Source organism: Streptomyces sp. NPDC053513 (assembly GCF_044544765.1).
Lineage (GTDB): Bacteria > Actinomycetota > Actinomycetes > Streptomycetales > Streptomycetaceae > Streptomyces > Streptomyces litmocidini.
In genome coordinates, this window is the sequence record NZ_JBITXP010000002.1 from 228,214 (window position 1) to 244,227 (window position 16,014).

Below are 16,014 nucleotides of genomic sequence, written 5' to 3' on the forward strand. Positions count from 1 at the left end.
GATGTGGCGCAACGGATGGGGAGGCAGGAACGACGGTGGCGGAACGTAGCACGGCTGCCGTCGACGTGGCCGACAACAGCGGTGACGATCCGCTGACCGCCAAGGCGGACACGGCCGCGACCGACGGGGTGGCGGAAGACCAGAAGACGGCGGAGAAGACCGCCGAGGCCACGGAGAGCAAGGCGGTCGAACGACAGAGCGGCGAACAGCCCCCCATCACGGCACCCGAGCTGCACAGCGGCCACAAGCTGGCCAGACGCTATCGGTTGGAGGAGTGCGTCACCCGTCTGGACGGGTTCAGCAGCTGGCGCGCCGTCGACGAGAAGCTGCGCCGCGCGGTCGGGGTCCACCTGCTGCCGGCCGACCACCCCAGGGCCCGGTCGGTCCTGGCCGCGGCCCGCTCCTCGGCCCTCCTCGGCGACCCCCGGTTCGTCCAGGTCCTCGACGCCGTCGAGGAGAACGACCTCGTCTACGTCGTGCACGAATGGCTGCCCGACTCCACCGAGCTGACCGCGCTGCTCGCGGCCGGTCCCCTGGAGCCCCACGACGCGTACCAGCTCGTCAGCCAGGTCTCCCAGGCCATGGCCGCAGCCCACCGCGAGGGCCTCGCCCACCTCCGGCTCACGCCGAGCGCCGTGCTGCGCAGCTCCACCGGCCAGTACCGGATCCGCGGCCTGGCCGTGAACGCCGCCCTGCGCGGCATCACCGCCGAGCGTCCGCAGCGCACCGACACCGAGGCCATCGGCGCCCTGCTGTACGCCGCGCTCACCCAGCGCTGGCCGTACGAGAACGACGCCCACGGCCTCTCCGGCCTCCCCAAGGGCGTCGGGCTGCTCCCGCCCGACCAGGTGCGCGCGGGCGTCCACCGCGGCCTCGCGGAGATCGCCATGCGCGCCCTGGCGAACGACGGGGCCACCGCCTCGCGACAGGAGCCGCCCTGCACCACCCCGGACGAGCTGGCCAAGGCCGTGGCGTCGATGCCCCGCGTCAAGCCGCCGGAGCCAGAGTTCATCGCCCCGCCCGAGTACCAGCAGACGACGTACCAGCAGGGCACCTACGGGCGTCCCCAGCCGCGTCCCGTGACCACCCAGCCGGTCGTCGTCCCGCCGGCCCCGCTGGAGAGCCGCACCGGCAAGGCGATGAAGTGGGCCGTCTCGGCCCTTCTCATCGCCGCGCTTGGCCTCGGCAGCTGGCAGATCGCGGACCGGCTGCTCGCGCCGGAGGGCAAGGACGAGACGCCGATAGTGCACCCGTCGGCCGACGACAAGCCCGCGCCGTCGAAGCCGATCGCCATCTCGTCCGCCCAGGACTTCGACCCGCCCCCCGGGGGCAACGGCGAGGAGTACCCGGAGTCCGTGGCGAACGCCTTCGACGGTGATCCGAGCACCTTCTGGCACACCAAGAACTACACCACCGCGAAGTTCGGCAATCTGAAGAGCGGCGTCGGGATCGTGCTGGACCTGGGCTCGGCCCAGAAGGTCGGCTCGGTCGACCTGTCGTTCGTCGGGCCCACCTCGGCGGAGATCCGCACGGCGCCCGCCGATGCCTCCTCGGCGCCGTCCACGGCAGAAGGATTCACCACTCAGGTGTCCAAAACGGGCAGCGACATGAAGTTGAAGCTCATCAAGCCCGTCACGACCCGCTACGTTCTGGTCTGGCTGACGGAGCTGCCTCTCACCGACGGCGAGTTCCGCGGCCAGCTGACCGAAGTCAAGGTCATGAGCTGACGACCACAGGGGAGGGGGCTCACCGTTGGACCGTCCGATAGACGCCGTGGACGACCAGGAACTCCTGGCACGTCATGTCGCCGGGGACCCCGACGCCTTCGGTGAGCTCGTGCGGCGCCACCGTGACCGGCTGTGGGCGGTGGCGCTGCGGACCCTGGGGGACCGCGAGGAGGCCGCGGACGCCGTCCAGGACGCCCTGATCTCCGCCTTCCGGGCCGCCCACACCTTCCGTGGCCAGTCGGCCGTCACGACCTGGCTCCACCGCATCACGGTGAACGCCTGCCTCGACCGTGCCCGCAAGGCCGCCTCTCGCAAGACCTCGTCCGTCGACGACACCGACCGGTTCGAGCAGCTCCTCGAACCCCACGAGTCCGCCGAGGCCCCCGCCGAGCGCCAGGACCTCCACCGGGAGCTGCTGGCCGCGCTCGCCACGCTTCCTCCGGATCAACGTGCCGCCCTCGTCCTGGTCGACATGCAGGGATACCCCGTCGCCGAGGCGGCCCGTATCCTCGGCGTCCCCACCGGAACCGTGAAGAGCCGCTGCGCACGCGGGCGGGCACGCCTCCTTCCGATGGTCACTCATCTGCGCGCCGACACCGTGGGTAACGAGGCCACCGAAGGGGGAAGGAACCGGACGCCGGGGACATCCGTCCCACCGGTGCCGGGGCCGACGGACACCGGACCGACAGATCCAGCTGCTGTGAAGGGCGGAGGTGGGCGCACGTGACTTCCACGGCCGGCAGGGCCGACACCACACAGCACCCGGACGTCTCGGAGATCTCCGATCTGACCGAGGGGCTGCTCTCGCCGACCCGTTCGGCGGCCGTACGGCAGCACGTGGACGCCTGTCCCCTCTGCGCCGACGTACGGTCCTCCCTGGAGGAGATCCGGGGCCTGCTCGGCACCCTGCCGGGGCCGCCCCGCATGCCTGCCGAGATCGCCGGGCGGATCGATGCCGCCCTGGCCGCCGAAGCCCTCCTCAACGCCACCTCCCCGGAACGCGACAACCCTGTTTCACGTGAAACACCGCGCTCCTCGGCAGAGACATCCGAGACCGCTCCTCCCGCACCGCCTTCCCCGGCCGCGGATCGCCCCGCCGGACGTCCTCGGGCCGGCACCGGCCCCGGGCGCCCCGGAAAGCCCCGTCGACGCCGGATCGCGCTGCTCTCCACGATCGGGGCCGCCTTCGGGGCCATGGTGCTCGGAACGAGCCTGTACCTCAGCCAGGCGGGCAACCTGACCGCCGGCGGCGCGGCCCAGGACACCGAGAAGGCCGACACGCTCGCGAGCGCGCCCCTCAGCCCCTTCTCCGGCGCACCCGTCGAGGACCGCGTCCACGCCCTCCTCGCCGAGAACCGCGCACCCAAGACCCCCCAGGGGATCGGACCCGAATCCATGTCCGCCGAGTCCGGTGGCGACGCGTCCCGGCGCACCGGGAACACCGCCGTCCCCGCCTGCGTCCTGGCAGGCACCGGCCGGAGCGACGGCGTACTCGGCTACGAGCGGGGCGAATACAGGGGTGCGCCCGCTTACCTGCTCGTCCTGACGGATCCGGCGGACAGCACACGGGTCCAGGCCTATGTGCTCGACGCCTCCTGCGCCCAGCAACCCACGGAGACCGGAAGCCCGGCCGCCGGACTCCTCCTCAGCAGGACGTACCCTCGCTCCTGACCTCTCTCCACGCCCGGCCACGGTGCCGCGCGGCGGTCTCGGGAATGCACGCCCCTTAGGATCCGTTGGGTGGGGTGAGAGCGACCGAGACAACCGCCCCCGTAGGCAGTGAAGTCTGCAGAGACGAGGAAGAAACCCGTGAGCGACGTCCGTAACGTGATCATCATCGGCTCCGGTCCCGCGGGTTACACCGCTGCGCTCTACACGGCCCGAGCGTCGCTGAAGCCTCTGGTCTTCGAGGGTGCCGTCACCGCCGGTGGCGCCCTCATGAACACCACCGAGGTCGAGAACTTCCCCGGGTTCCGCGACGGGATCATGGGCCCGGACCTGATGGACAACATGCGTGCCCAGGCCGAGCGCTTCGGCGCCGAGCTGGTCCCGGACGACGTCATCTCCGTGGACCTGACGGGTGACATCAAGACCGTCACCGACACCGCCGGCACCGTGCACCGCGCGAAGGCCGTGATCGTCACCACCGGCTCCCAGCACCGCAAGCTCGGCCTCCCCAACGAGGACGCGCTCTCCGGCCGCGGTGTCTCCTGGTGCGCCACCTGCGACGGGTTCTTCTTCAAGGACCAGGACATCGCCGTCGTCGGCGGCGGCGACACCGCGATCGAGGAGGCCACCTTCCTCTCGCGCTTCGCCAAGTCCGTCACGATCGTCCACCGCCGGGACACCCTGCGCGCCTCCAAGGCCATGCAGGAGCGCGCCTTCGCCGACCCGAAGATCTCCTTCGCCTGGGACAGCGAGGTCACCGAGATCCACGGCGACCAGAAGCTCAGCGGTCTGACCCTGCGCGACACCAAGACCGGCGAGACCCGCGCGCTCCCCGTCACCGGCCTCTTCATCGCCGTCGGCCACGACCCGCGGACCGAGCTCTTCAAGGGCCAGCTGGACCTGGACGAGGAGGGCTACCTCAAGGTCGCCGCCCCGTCGACGCGCACGAACCTCACGGGTGTCTTCGGCGCCGGTGACGTCGTCGACCACACCTACCGTCAGGCCATCACCGCCGCCGGCACCGGCTGCTCCGCCGCACTCGACGCCGAGCGCTTCCTGGCCGCCCTCGCCGACAGCGAGAAGCTGGCCGAGACCCCCGCGGTCTGACCCCCGTCTCTCCCCACCTCACACCCCGCGAAATAAGGAGGCCGCCGTGGCCGGCGCCCTGAAGAACGTGACCGACGCAGACTTCGAGGAAGTCGTCCTCAAGAGCGACAAGCCCGTCCTGGTGGACTTCTGGGCTGCCTGGTGCGGCCCGTGCCGTCAGATCGCCCCGTCGCTGGAGGCCATCGCCAACGAGCAGGACGATGTCGAGATCGTGAAGCTCAACATCGACGAGAACCCGGCCACGGCCGCCAAGTACGGCGTCATGTCCATCCCGACGCTCAACGTCTACCAGGGCGGCGAGGTCGTGAAGACCATCGTCGGCGCCAAGCCGAAGGCCGCCATCCTGCGCGACCTGGACCCCTTCATCGGCGCCCCCAAGGCCTGATGCTTCCCGCGTGTTTCACGTGAAACGGCCCGTCCCCGGCAGGGGGCGGGCCGTTTCTCATGTCTCCGCTACAGAGGCCGCAGGGCGGGCTCCTTCTGCACGGCGCCGAGCAGACGGTCCAGGGCCATCTCGACGTCCTCCTTCCAGGAGAGCGTCGTCCTGAGCTCCAGCCTCAGCCGGGGGAAGGCGTGGTGCGGACGGACGGTCTTGAAGCCCACCGCGAGGAGATGGTCGGCCGGCAGCACACAGGCCGGCTCCTTCCACCGGGCGTCTCCGAACGCCTCGATCGCCTTGAAGCCCCGCCGCATCACGTCCTTGGCCACCGTCTGCACCATCACCCGCCCCAGGCCCTGCCCCTGGTAGCCCGGCATGATCCATGCCGTCATCAGCTGGACGGCGTCCGCCGCCACGGGGCTCGTCGGGAAGGCCGTCGAGCGCGGCACATAGGCCGGGGGAGCATAGAGGACGTAACCGACCGGCACGTCATCGACGTAGACCACCCGGCCGCAGGAGCCCCACTCCAGGAGAACGCCCGAGATCCAGGCCTCCTTCTCCAGCTCCGGGCGCCCCGCCTTCACCGCCGCCTCACCGCTGACCGGGTCGAGCTCCCAGAAGACGCAGGAGCGACACCGCTTGGGGAGATCCGGAAGGTTGTCCAGGGTGAGCGGTACGAGCCGACGCCCCACGGCTGCTCCTCGTTTCCCTCGCCATCGAGCACGGATACGCCTCTCGGAATCGTATCGATCGGGCGATCGGGGCGATACCGCTCATAGGCAAAGGGCGGGCCGCGTTCCGGTGAAGTCCGGAGCACGGCCCGCCCTGAGCGGTCCCGACGAGCAGGGAGGGGATCAGTCCTCGGCGCCCTGCTCGGCGTTCGTGCGGCCCAGGACCCGCCCCTCGCCGGGAGCCAGGGTCGAGAGGATCCGCTCCAGATCGTCCATCGAGGCGAACTCGACGACGATCTTGCCCTTCTTCTGTCCCAGGTCGACCTTCACGCGGGTCTCGAAGCGGTCCGAGAGCCTGGTGGCGAGGTCCGTCAGCGCGGGCGAGACCCGGGCGCCGGCGCGCGGTCCCCTCGGCTTGGCCGCGGACGTGGGCTCCTCGGAGCCCATGAGGCTCACGATCTCCTCGACGCTCCGCACCGAGAGGCCTTCGGAGACGATCCGGTACGCCAGCTTGTCCTGGGCTTCCGGGTCCTCGACCCCGAGCAGGGCCCGCGCGTGTCCGGCGGAGAGCACTCCGGCGGCGACCCGGCGCTGCACCGGCAAGGAGAGCCGCAGCAGACGCAGCGTGTTGGAGATCTGAGGGCGGGACCGCCCGATCCGCTCCGCGAGCTGGTCATGGGTGCAGCCGAAGTCCTTGAGGAGCTGCTCGTAGGCGTGGGCCTCCTCGATCGCGTTCAGCTGGGCCCGGTGAAGGTTCTCCAGGAGCGCGTCCAGGAGCATCTTCTCGTCGTCGGTGTCCCGGACGATCGCCGGGATCCGCTCAAGGCCCGCCGCCGTCGAAGCCCGCAGACGGCGCTCACCCATGACGAGCTCGTAGCGGTCGGCCTCGATCTTGCGCACGACCACGGGTTGGAGGAGACCGACCTCCTTGATGGAGGTGACGAGCTCCGCCAGCGCGTCCTCGTCGAAGACCTCACGCGGCTGGTGCCGGTTGGGCACGATCGCACTGATCGGAAGCTCGGTGAAGTAGGCCCCGGCCGGAGGCTCCGGCAGAGCCACCGGCTCGGGCTCGTTCCACGCCGGGTCCGATTCCGGGGCCTGCGGGCTCCGCGGCAGCGTCGTCAGCTTCGCGGCGGCCACCCCGCGCTCGACCTGTCGTTCCTGGGGAGCAGCGGGGATCAGCGCACCGAGCCCACGCCCCAATCCCCTACGTCGCTCGCTCACTGGATCCCCTCCGACATGCTGCGCTGGTTGTTCTGGTGCCCTACATGGGCGTGCTGCGGCTCGTAGTGCACGGCGGCCCCCCGCAGGGCGATCTCACGGGCCGCTTCGAGATACGACAGGGCGCCGCTGGAGCCCGGGTCGTAGGTGAGGACCGTCTGCCCGTAGCTCGGCGCCTCCGAGATGCGGACGGACCTCGGAATGCTGGTCCGCAGCACCTCCTCGGCGAAGTGGCTGCGCACCTCTTCGGCGACCTGCGAGGCGAGCCTCGTCCTGCCGTCGTACATGGTGAGCAGGATCGTCGAGACGTGGAGCGCCGGGTTGAGGTGCCCTCGCACCAGGTCGACGTTCCGCAGGAGCTGTCCGAGACCCTCCAGCGCGTAGTACTCGCACTGGATGGGGATCAGCACCTCCGCGCCCGCCACCATGGCGTTGACCGTGAGGAGGCCGAGCGAGGGCGGGCAGTCGATCAGGATGTAGTCCAGCGGCTGCTCATAGGCCTGGATCGCCCGCTGCAGGCGGCTCTCACGCGCCACCAGGGACACCAGCTCGATCTCCGCGCCGGCGAGGTCGATGGTGGCCGGGGCGCAGAAGAGGCCCTCGACGTCCAGGACCGGCTGCACCACGTCGGAGAGCGGCTTGCTGTCCACCAGGACGTCGTAGATCGAGGGGACCTCGGCGTGATGGTCGATGCCGAGCGCCGTCGAGGCGTTGCCCTGCGGGTCCAGGTCGATGACCAGGACGCGGGCACCGTGCAGCGCCAGGGAGGCGGCGAGGTTGACCGTCGTGGTCGTCTTGCCCACGCCGCCCTTCTGATTGGCGACCACCATCACACGCGTCTCGGCCGGGCGGGGAAGACCCTCACCGGCACGGCCCAGCGCCTCTACTGCCAGCTGGGCAGCACGACCGATGGGGGTGTCGTCCATCGGGGGCGGTGTTTCACGTGAAACATCCTCCCCCGCCGATTCGGTTCGGGGACCGGGGACCGGATCGGTCATCGGTCCCGCGATGTTGGCGTCGGACCGCAAGGATTCACTCTCCTCGGCTTCAGGCTCGCGATGAGGAGAGCCTGCCATGCTTTCGGGGTCACGAACCAGCGAGGTCGGTGGTTCTGTGGGTGAATCCACCTCTGTGGAGAACTCCGTAACCCTCACGGGTGGCTTCACGCGGGGCCGACGGTCCCGGGGCGTGGCAGCGGCGCGACCGCGGTTGATGATCCCCTGCAGCAGTGAGCGACGTTTCACGTGAAACACCATGCCGCCGCCGCCCGGCCGGGACCGTTCGACACTCCGAAATGGTACGTATGCGACGCTCAGCGGCGCCGACGGGTCTTGCTGGTCCGGGCCGCCTTCGCCCGCTTGGCCGCAAACCGCACACCGCCGGGGCTCTCGCCGACCTCCACCCGCACGACCGTGGACAAGGGATCGACGACGCCCTCGCCCACCTGAAGCACCGAGGTCTCCACCACGCCGAGCCGGGAGAGCGCGGCACGAGCGCCGTCGATCTCCTCCTGGGCGGTGTCGCCCTTGAGCGCCAGCATCTCTCCGTACGGACGCAGCAGGGGAACGCCCCAGCCGGCCAGCCGGTCGAGCGGGGCCACCGCGCGGGCGGTCACCACGTGCACGGGCGTGATCTTGCCGAGCATCTCCTCCGCGCGTCCCCGCACCACGGTCACGTGGTCGAGACCGAGCAGCTCGACGACCTCCTGGAGGAAGTTCGTCCTGCGCAGGAGGGGCTCCAGGAGAGTGATCTTCAGATCGGGCCGGACCAGGGCCAGGGGGATGCCGGGGAGACCGGCGCCCGAGCCCACGTCGCAGACGGTGACGCCCTCGGGAACGACCTCCGAGAGGACGGCGCAGTTCAGCAGGTGGCGCTCCCAGAGACGCGGGACCTCACGCGGGCCGATCAGACCGCGCTTCACACCCGCGTCCGCGAGCAGCTCCGCGTACCGCACGGCCTCCGGGAAGTACTCTCCGAAGACTGTCCGCGCCTGCTCCGGCGCCTCGGGGAGCTCCGCTGCCTCCGTCACGGGAACCGTCCTTCCGTACCGCACGCATCGCGTGCGAGCGCACTGTGGTGGCTGACTATCAAGGCTGACAAAGATCGGCCCCGCCTGTGAACAGACGGGGCCGACACTACGTGAGGGGTCAGGCCGGGAGCACAACGACGAAGCGCTGCGGCTCCTCGCCCTCGGACTCGCTGCGCAGACCGGCGGCGGCGATCGCGTCGTGCACGACCTTGCGCTCGAAGGGCGTCATCGGGTCCAGCTTGACCGGCTGGCCGGTGGACTTCACCTCGGCCGCGGCCTTGGCACCCAGCTCGGCGAGCTCGGAGCGCTTCTTGGCCCGGAAGCCGGCGATGTCGAGCATCAGCCGGCTGCGGTCGCCGGTCTCGCGGTGCACCGCGAGGCGCGTCAGCTCCTGGAGCGCCTCCAGGACCTCGCCGTCACGGCCCACGAGCTTCTGCAGGTCGCGGCTGCCGGAGTCGCTGATGATCGAGACCGCGGCCCGGTCCGCCTCGACGTCCATGTCGATGTCGCCGTCGAGATCGGCGATGTCGAGCAGGCCCTCGAGGTAGTCGGCCGCGATCTCACCCTCCTGCTCCAGGCGGGTCAGGGTGTCGCCACCCTCGGCGGCGGCGGAGGTGGTGCCTTCCGTCACGGATGGACTCCTTCTTGCTTCTGGGAGGCTTACTTCTTGGAGGAGGGGTGCTTGGGCCGCTGCTGACCCTTGCGCTGGCCCTGGCCGGACTTGCCCTGACGCGAGCCACCCGAGTTGGCACGGCTTCCACGCTGGGGCTTGTCACCCTGCGTCTCGCCCTTGGCCTCGGTGACAGCCGGACCCTGGGGCTTCTTCTCGAGCGAGGTGGTCGCCTCTGCGGCGGTCGGCTCGGAGCCTTCCTCGGAGTCCTTCACCAGGGGCTGCTGGGCCGCGGAGGCCTGGCGCTGGGACTTGGTCTGGCGCTTGGGCTGCTGGCGCCTGGCGGCGGCACCGCCCTCGGCCTCGGCCACGATCGTGTCGCTCTTGATCACGGTGCCGTCCGGCTGGGCGGCGAAGCCGGCCTTGGACAGGCCCACGAAGAAGCGGCGCTCGTTCTCGTTGCGGTCGCCGCCCTTGGCGACGATGACCTTGACGACGTTCTTCCGGCGACGGCCCTTGACCTCACCGCTGTGCGTGATGCTCTTCAGCAGGCGCTGGAGGTAGGCGTCCTGGGCCTTGCTGCCCGGGGTCGGGTTCTGGTTGATCACGTACATCTGCTGGCCCATGGTCCACACGTTCGTGGTCAGCCAGTAGATGAGGACACCGACGGGGAAGTTGATGCCCATGCCGGCGAAGATCAGCGGGAAGATGTACATGAGCATCTTCTGCTGCTGCATGTACGGGGTCTTCACCGAGAGGTCGACGTTCTTCATCATCAGCTGGCGCTGGGTGAAGAACTGCGAGGCCGACATCATCACGATCATGACCGCGGTGACGATGCGGACCGACGTGATCGAGGCGTCGAGAGCGGCGACCTCAGCGGCGGTGTCCGTGAACTTCGAGGCGAGCGGGGCGCCGAAGATGTGGGCCTGACGGGCGCTGGCGAGCAGCGGGCCGTCGATGACCCCGATCTCCTTGCCCGAGGCGATCGCGGAGAGCACGTGGTACAGGGCGAAGAAGAACGGGGACTGCGCCAGGATGGGAAGGCACGAGGAGAGCGGGTTGGTGCCCGTCTCCTTGTACAGCTTCATCATCTCTTCGGACTGACGCTGCTTGTCGCTCTTGTAGCGCTCCTGGATCGCCTTCATCTTCGGCTGGAGCGCCTGCATGTTCCGCGTCGACTTGATCTGCTTGACGAAAAGCGGGATCAGGCAGATACGGATCAGCACCACGAGGGACACGATGGACAGGCCCCAGGCCCAGCCCGTGTCGGGACCGAAGATCGCCCCGTACACCTTGTGGAACTGGACGATGACCCAGGAAACGGGCCAGGTGATGAAGCTGAACAGACTGGCAATCGTGTCCACTAATCAGGCTCCTTGAGCATTGGGCGAGGTCTCGGCGGCCGGGCTCGTCTCGACGGGGGATCCGCCCTTGTCGCCACGCAGCGCGTTCCGCAGCATCTCGTGCCAGCGGGGACGCTTGCGCGGGGGGACGTGGTCCACTCCGCCGGGCGACCACGGGTTGCACCGCAGGAGGCGCCAGGCGGTCAGGGCCGTGCCCTTGATCGCGCCATGCCGGTCGATGGCCGTGAATCCGTAGTGGGAACACGACGGGTAGTACCGGCAGACGGGGCCCAGGAGAGGGCTGATCGTCCACTGGTACAGCTTGATGAGAGCCAGCAGCGGGTACTTCATCGCGTGCCCCCTCCCAGCAGCCGCTGGAGAGCGGCGTCCAGGTCTCGGGCCAGCTGTGCGTGGTCGGCGTCGCCGGCTCCGGGCAACGCCCGTACGACCACCAGGCTACCGGGGGGCAGCGTGGAGATGCGGTCGCGGACGAGATGGCGCAGGCGTCGCTTCACCTGGTTGCGTACGACCGCCCCGCCCACGGCCTTGCTCACGACGAAACCCGCACGCGTCGGGGGAGCGCTCTCCCCAGGCGCGTGCGGGTCCGTGGCACCGCTGCGTAGGTGGACGACGAGGAGCGGGCGACCGGCCCGGCGACCTCGGCGTACCGCGGTTGCGAAGTCCTCGCGCCGCCTCAGCCGATTCTCGGTAGGCAGCACGTCATGACCTGTTTAAGTGGATCAGGCGGACAGCGCCGAGCGACCCTTGGAACGGCGGTTCGCCAGAATGGCGCGACCGGCACGCGTACGCATGCGCAGGCGGAAGCCGTGGGTCTTCGCGCGACGACGGTTGTTCGGCTGGAAGGTGCGCTTGCTCACTCGGGGGCTCCAGAAATGATTCGTAGATGGCGGGACATCGCCTGGCTGTCACCGTGCGCCCACGAGTAGCTCGCAATACGCCCGAGTGCACCGCTACACGATCACTGACCGTGATCTTTGCCCATCGGAGGCAGGCGGCAGCAGCCATCGACAACTCGACCTGGTTACGGTACGCGCGGCTACGCCATCCGGTCAAACCGACCTGTCGCCACCCCCCATTGTGCACAGGCTGTGGACAACAACTTGAACCACGTCATCCGCCCCGACTACCGTGGACGACCTCCACAATCTTTATTCCGTTCTGTCCTCACCTGTCCTCGACGGACCCATCCTCACGGACTTCGACCCCCTGTCCCACGAACCACGCCTTCGTGGGACCTGCGAGAAAGCGTGCCCTGTGGCTGACGTACCTGCCGATCTTGCCGCAGTGTGGCCACGCGTCCTGGAGCACCTCCTCGCCGAGGGCCAGCAGGGAATCGAGCCCAAGGACAAGCAGTGGATCGAGCGCTGCCAGCCGCTCGCCCTGGTCGCGGACACGGCCCTGCTCGCCGTCCCCAACGAGTGGGGCAAGCGGGTCCTGGAGGGCCGGCTCGCCCCGCTGATCAGCGAGACCCTGAGCCGTGAGTGCGGCCGGCCGATCCGGATCGCGATCACCGTCGACGACTCCGTCGGCGAGCCGACTCCGCCGGCGCCCCCGGTGCAGCAGCCGCAGCAGTCCCGCTACGACGAGCGCGCCCAGCCCGAGCCGTACGAGAAGTACGAGGGCTACGGCCACCGGCCGATGCCCGACGACGGGCTGCCCGCCGCACGCCCCGCCTACCCGGACTACCAGCAGCAGCGGCCCGACCCCGGCGCCTGGCCGCGCACCCAGGAGGACCTCTCCTGGCAGCAGCCCCGGCTCGGCGGCTACCAGGAGCGCGCCCCGTACACCGGTCCGGAGCAGTCCCGGGGGACCCGCTACGACGAGCCCGCCCGCGGCTACGAGCAGCAACGGCCCGAGCGCGCCGAGCTGCCCGACCCGCAGAACCACGGGCCGCGGCCCGGGCCCCGGCCCGGCACCACGGTCCCCGGGCCGGGCGGTGTGCCGGGCGGCGGCCACGGCTCCCCGTCCTCCGGGCAGGGCGCCGGCGCCCCGGGCGAGCAGCACGCGCGGCTGAACCCCAAATACCTCTTCGACACGTTCGTCATCGGTTCCTCGAACCGGTTCGCGCACGCGGCCGCCGTCGCGGTGGCCGAGGCGCCGGCGAAGGCGTACAACCCGCTCTTCATCTACGGGGAGTCGGGTCTCGGCAAGACCCACCTGCTGCACGCGATCGGGCACTACGCACGGAGCCTCTACCCGGGCACGCGCGTGCGCTACGTGAGCTCCGAGGAGTTCACCAACGAGTTCATCAACTCGATCCGCGACGGCAAGGGCGACGCCTTCCGCAAGCGCTACCGCGACGTGGACATCCTGCTCGTCGACGACATCCAGTTCCTGGCGAGCAAGGAGTCGACGCAGGAGGAGTTCTTCCACACCTTCAACACCCTGCACAACGCGAACAAGCAGATCGTGCTCTCCTCGGACCGGCCGCCCAAGCAGCTGGTCACCCTGGAGGACCGGCTCCGCAACCGCTTCGAGTGGGGCCTCACCACCGACGTGCAGCCGCCGGAGCTTGAGACGCGCATCGCGATCCTCCGCAAGAAGGCGGTCCAGGAGCAGCTCAACGCGCCGCCGGAGGTACTGGAGTTCATCGCCTCCCGGATCTCGCGGAACATCCGTGAGCTGGAGGGCGCGCTGATCCGGGTGACGGCCTTCGCGAGCCTCAACCGGCAGCCGGTGGACCTCGGACTCACCGAGATCGTCCTCAAGGACCTGATCCCCGGCGGCGAGGACAGCTCGCCGGAGATCACGGCTCCCGCGATCATGGCGGCCACGGCCGACTACTTCGGTCTGACGGTGGAGGACCTCTGCGGATCCTCGCGCAGCCGCGTCCTGGTGACGGCCCGGCAGATCGCCATGTACCTGTGCCGTGAGCTCACGGACCTGTCGCTGCCGAAGATCGGCGCGCAGTTCGGCGGCCGCGACCACACGACGGTGATGCACGCGGACCGGAAGATCCGCGCCCTGATGGCGGAGCGGCGCTCCATCTACAACCAGGTCACCGAACTCACCAACCGCATCAAGAACGGCTGACGCCGGGTCACCAGGGCCTCCTCGTACGGGCCTCCGATGACCTCTCCAGGGCGCTCCGGGACACCTCCCGGGGCGCCCTTCGCCGTCCCCGGGAGCACCCTCCGCCGTTCCTGGGGACACCCTCCGCCGTTCCCTGGAACGGTCTTCGCCTCCCCCAGGAGCTCCCTCCGCCGTCCTCCGGGAGCCCCTTTCGCCGTCCCCGGAGGCGTCCCGCGCCCTCCCCGGAGGCGTCCCGGACCGCGTCCGCGATCCACAGCCGGCACCGGCCTGTTCGATTCCCGCGTTCCGGTGGCAGGTTCTCCACAGATTGCGGGATGATCTCCCGTCCACAGGGTGGGGACTGTCGAGTTATCCGGATTGTGTCCACAGGTCCGCCTGGTGACAGGCCATCACTCCAGGTCAGACCCTTGTGGAATTGTTGGCAAACGATTTCCACAGGCTGTGGATGAATCCTCCGTCCACAGGGCGCCCCGAGAGTTGTCCACCGGGCACCCACAGGGAGGAGTCGGTTGCCCACAGCTTCTCCACACCGCTGTCCACTGTTCGGCAACGAAACACGTCTGCTCACTGAGACGAGTGAAAGCGGTCACACCAAGGGAGACGTTTGGGCTGTGGGGAACCTGGGGAAAGCTGGGGACAGCGCTGGGGAGAACTCCCCATGGCCTGTGTACCGGCTGTGCAGAACTTTCGGGTGTCCACAGAGACCCCCGGTTGTCCACGGACACCACCCACAGGGCCGGTGGACAAAAAACTGGGCCTGAGCTGGGGAAACGGGGTTATCCACGGTTTCCACAGGCCCTACTACTACTCCCACATAGAGTTAGCCCGGAATTCGCTTCGAAGTGGGACCTGTGCACAACTCGGCGCCGGAGCTCCGTCGCGCTCTCGTCTCGACTTGACCCCGAGCAGCACCGAGTGTCGGTGGCGTACGTCAGACTGGTTCCCGCAGTCGACGAAGAGCCAGCAACAGCAGGAGGCGGTTCCGGTGAAGATCCGGGTGGAGCGCGATGTACTCGCGGAGGCGGTGGCCTGGGTGGCCCGCAGCCTTCCGGCCCGTCCGCCGGCGCCCGTGCTCGCGGGCCTTCTCCTGAAGGCCGAGGACGGCGCCCTGAGCTTCTCGAGCTTCGACTACGAGGTCTCGGCGCGGGTCTCGGTCGAGGCCGAGGTGGAGGAGGACGGCACGGTCCTCGTCTCCGGCCGGCTGCTCGCCGACATCTGCCGCGCCCTCCCCAACCGTCCCGTGGAGATTTCCACAGACGGTGTACGGGCGACCGTGGTCTGCGGATCCTCCCGCTTCACGCTCCACACACTGCCTGTGGAGGAGTACCCGGCGCTGCCGGAGATGCCCACCGCGACCGGCACCGTCCCCGGCGAGGTCTTCGCCTCCGCCGCCGCGCAGGTGGCCATCGCCGCCGGCCGTGACGACACGCTGCCCGTCCTCACCGGTGTGCGCATCGAGATCGAGGGCGACACGGTCACCCTGGCCTCCACCGACCGCTACCGCTTCGCGGTCCGCGAGTTCCTGTGGAAGCCGGAGTCCCCGGACGCCTCCGCGGTCGCCCTGGTGCCCGCGAAGACCCTCCTGGACACCGCCAAGGCGCTCACCAGCGGCGACACGGTGACCCTGGCGCTCTCGGGCTCCGGCAAGGGCGAGGGCCTCATCGGCTTCGAGGGCGCGGGCCGCCGCACCACCACCCGCCTCCTGGAGGGCGACCTCCCGAAGTACCGGACGCTCTTCCCCACCGAGTTCAACTCGGTCGCGGTGATCGAGACCGCCCCCTTCGTCGAGGCCGTGAAGCGCGTGGCCCTGGTGGCCGAGCGCAACACCCCGGTCCGGCTGAGCTTCGAGCAGGGCGTGCTGATCCTGGAGGCCGGCTCCAGCGACGACGCACAGGCTGTGGAGCGTGTGGACGCGCAGCTGGACGGCGACGACATCTCGATCGCCTTCAACCCGACCTTCCTGCTGGACGGCCTGAGCGCGATCGACTCCCCGGTCGCCCAGCTCTCCTTCACGACCTCCACGAAGCCGGCGCTGCTGAGCGGCAAGCCCGCGCTCGACGCGGAGGCGGACGAGGCCTACAAGTACCTGATCATGCCGGTGCGGCTGAGCGGCTGAGGCCCCTCCCCGGGAGCGGTCGAGCCCCCTCCCGGGGAGCGGCTGAGCCCGCTCCCCCGGGGGTCGTCGCCTGAGCGGCTGACCCC

The 16,014-nt window shown here is 69.7% G+C and carries 16 protein-coding genes; 7 read left to right on the forward strand and 9 right to left on the reverse strand.

The genetic code is table 11. From position 1 onward, the window contains the following. The first annotated feature begins 35 nt into the window (after positions 1-35). From ACIGW4_RS04250 to trxA, 5 genes are all read left to right on the forward strand, one after another. Entirely contained in the window at positions 36-1,727 is a 1,692-nt protein-coding gene (locus ACIGW4_RS04250) for a protein kinase family protein (protein WP_399578394.1), read from the forward strand. 25 nt (positions 1,728-1,752) lie between these two features. Next, positions 1,753-2,454 (forward strand): RNA polymerase sigma factor SigM, encoded by a 702-nt coding sequence (gene sigM, locus ACIGW4_RS04255; RefSeq protein WP_190155419.1) that lies wholly within the window; start codon positions 1,753-1,755, stop codon positions 2,452-2,454. Beyond that, entirely contained in the window at positions 2,451-3,398 is a 948-nt protein-coding gene (locus ACIGW4_RS04260; RefSeq protein ID WP_398707991.1) for a hypothetical protein, read from the forward strand. The genes sigM and ACIGW4_RS04260 overlap by 4 nt, the downstream gene beginning before the upstream one ends. 138 nt (positions 3,399-3,536) lie before the next feature. Continuing rightward, positions 3,537-4,502, forward strand: coding sequence for a thioredoxin-disulfide reductase (gene trxB / locus ACIGW4_RS04265; RefSeq protein WP_123453582.1), 966 nt, complete (start codon positions 3,537-3,539; stop codon positions 4,500-4,502). Positions 4,503-4,548: 46 nt separating this feature from the next. Continuing rightward, positions 4,549-4,887: a thioredoxin gene (gene trxA / locus ACIGW4_RS04270; protein ID WP_123453580.1), complete on the forward strand. Its 339-nt coding sequence runs from the start codon at positions 4,549-4,551 to the stop codon at positions 4,885-4,887. 68 nt (positions 4,888-4,955) lie between these two features. On the opposite strand, the gene ACIGW4_RS04275 is transcribed toward trxA, so the two are convergent. The 9 genes from ACIGW4_RS04275 to rpmH all read right to left on the reverse strand — a co-directional run bounded on the left by ACIGW4_RS04275 (position 4,956) and on the right by rpmH (position 11,636). Continuing rightward, positions 4,956-5,573, reverse strand: coding sequence for a GNAT family N-acetyltransferase (locus tag ACIGW4_RS04275; protein ID WP_123453579.1), 618 nt, complete (start codon positions 5,571-5,573; stop codon positions 4,956-4,958). A 162-nt stretch (positions 5,574-5,735) separates the two neighbouring features. Then, positions 5,736-6,776 carry a ParB/RepB/Spo0J family partition protein gene (locus tag ACIGW4_RS04280; RefSeq protein WP_398707994.1) on the reverse strand — a complete coding sequence of 347 codons (1,041 nt, stop codon included), beginning with the start codon at positions 6,774-6,776 and terminating at the stop codon, positions 5,736-5,738. Further along, positions 6,773-7,849, reverse strand: a complete 1,077-nt coding sequence (locus ACIGW4_RS04285) for a ParA family protein (RefSeq protein ID WP_123453575.1) — start codon at positions 7,847-7,849, stop codon at positions 6,773-6,775. The genes ACIGW4_RS04280 and ACIGW4_RS04285 overlap by 4 nt, the downstream gene beginning before the upstream one ends. A 236-nt stretch (positions 7,850-8,085) precedes the next feature. Next, positions 8,086-8,802, reverse strand: coding sequence for a 16S rRNA (guanine(527)-N(7))-methyltransferase RsmG (gene rsmG / locus ACIGW4_RS04290; RefSeq protein ID WP_123453573.1), 717 nt, complete (start codon positions 8,800-8,802; stop codon positions 8,086-8,088). A gap of 118 nt (positions 8,803-8,920) precedes the next feature. After that, the gene (locus ACIGW4_RS04295; RefSeq protein ID WP_123453571.1) at positions 8,921-9,433 is read right to left on the reverse strand and encodes a R3H domain-containing nucleic acid-binding protein; all 513 of its coding nucleotides are present in this window, start codon (positions 9,431-9,433) and stop codon (positions 8,921-8,923) included. 29 nt (positions 9,434-9,462) lie between these two features. Continuing rightward, the gene (yidC, locus tag ACIGW4_RS04300) at positions 9,463-10,779 is read right to left on the reverse strand and encodes a membrane protein insertase YidC (protein WP_399578398.1); all 1,317 of its coding nucleotides are present in this window, start codon (positions 10,777-10,779) and stop codon (positions 9,463-9,465) included. Between the two features lie 3 nt (positions 10,780-10,782). Continuing rightward, positions 10,783-11,109 carry a membrane protein insertion efficiency factor YidD gene (yidD, locus tag ACIGW4_RS04305; protein WP_093875133.1) on the reverse strand — a complete coding sequence of 109 codons (327 nt, stop codon included), beginning with the start codon at positions 11,107-11,109 and terminating at the stop codon, positions 10,783-10,785. Then, positions 11,106-11,477: a ribonuclease P protein component gene (rnpA, locus tag ACIGW4_RS04310; protein ID WP_123453567.1), complete on the reverse strand. Its 372-nt coding sequence runs from the start codon at positions 11,475-11,477 to the stop codon at positions 11,106-11,108. Before rnpA ends, yidD begins: the two co-directional genes overlap by 4 nt. Before the next feature lie 21 nt (positions 11,478-11,498). Then, the gene (rpmH, locus tag ACIGW4_RS04315; RefSeq protein WP_007265229.1) at positions 11,499-11,636 is read right to left on the reverse strand and encodes a 50S ribosomal protein L34; all 138 of its coding nucleotides are present in this window, start codon (positions 11,634-11,636) and stop codon (positions 11,499-11,501) included. 397 nt (positions 11,637-12,033) lie between these two features. On the opposite strand from rpmH, the gene dnaA reads away from it, so the two are divergent. Both dnaA and dnaN read left to right on the forward strand, forming a co-directional pair. Further along, entirely contained in the window at positions 12,034-13,812 is a 1,779-nt protein-coding gene (gene dnaA, locus ACIGW4_RS04320) for a chromosomal replication initiator protein DnaA (RefSeq protein WP_399578401.1), read from the forward strand. A gap of 985 nt (positions 13,813-14,797) precedes the next feature. Next, entirely contained in the window at positions 14,798-15,928 is a 1,131-nt protein-coding gene (dnaN, locus tag ACIGW4_RS04325; protein ID WP_041130169.1) for a DNA polymerase III subunit beta, read from the forward strand. Positions 15,929-16,014 lie beyond the last annotated feature (86 nt).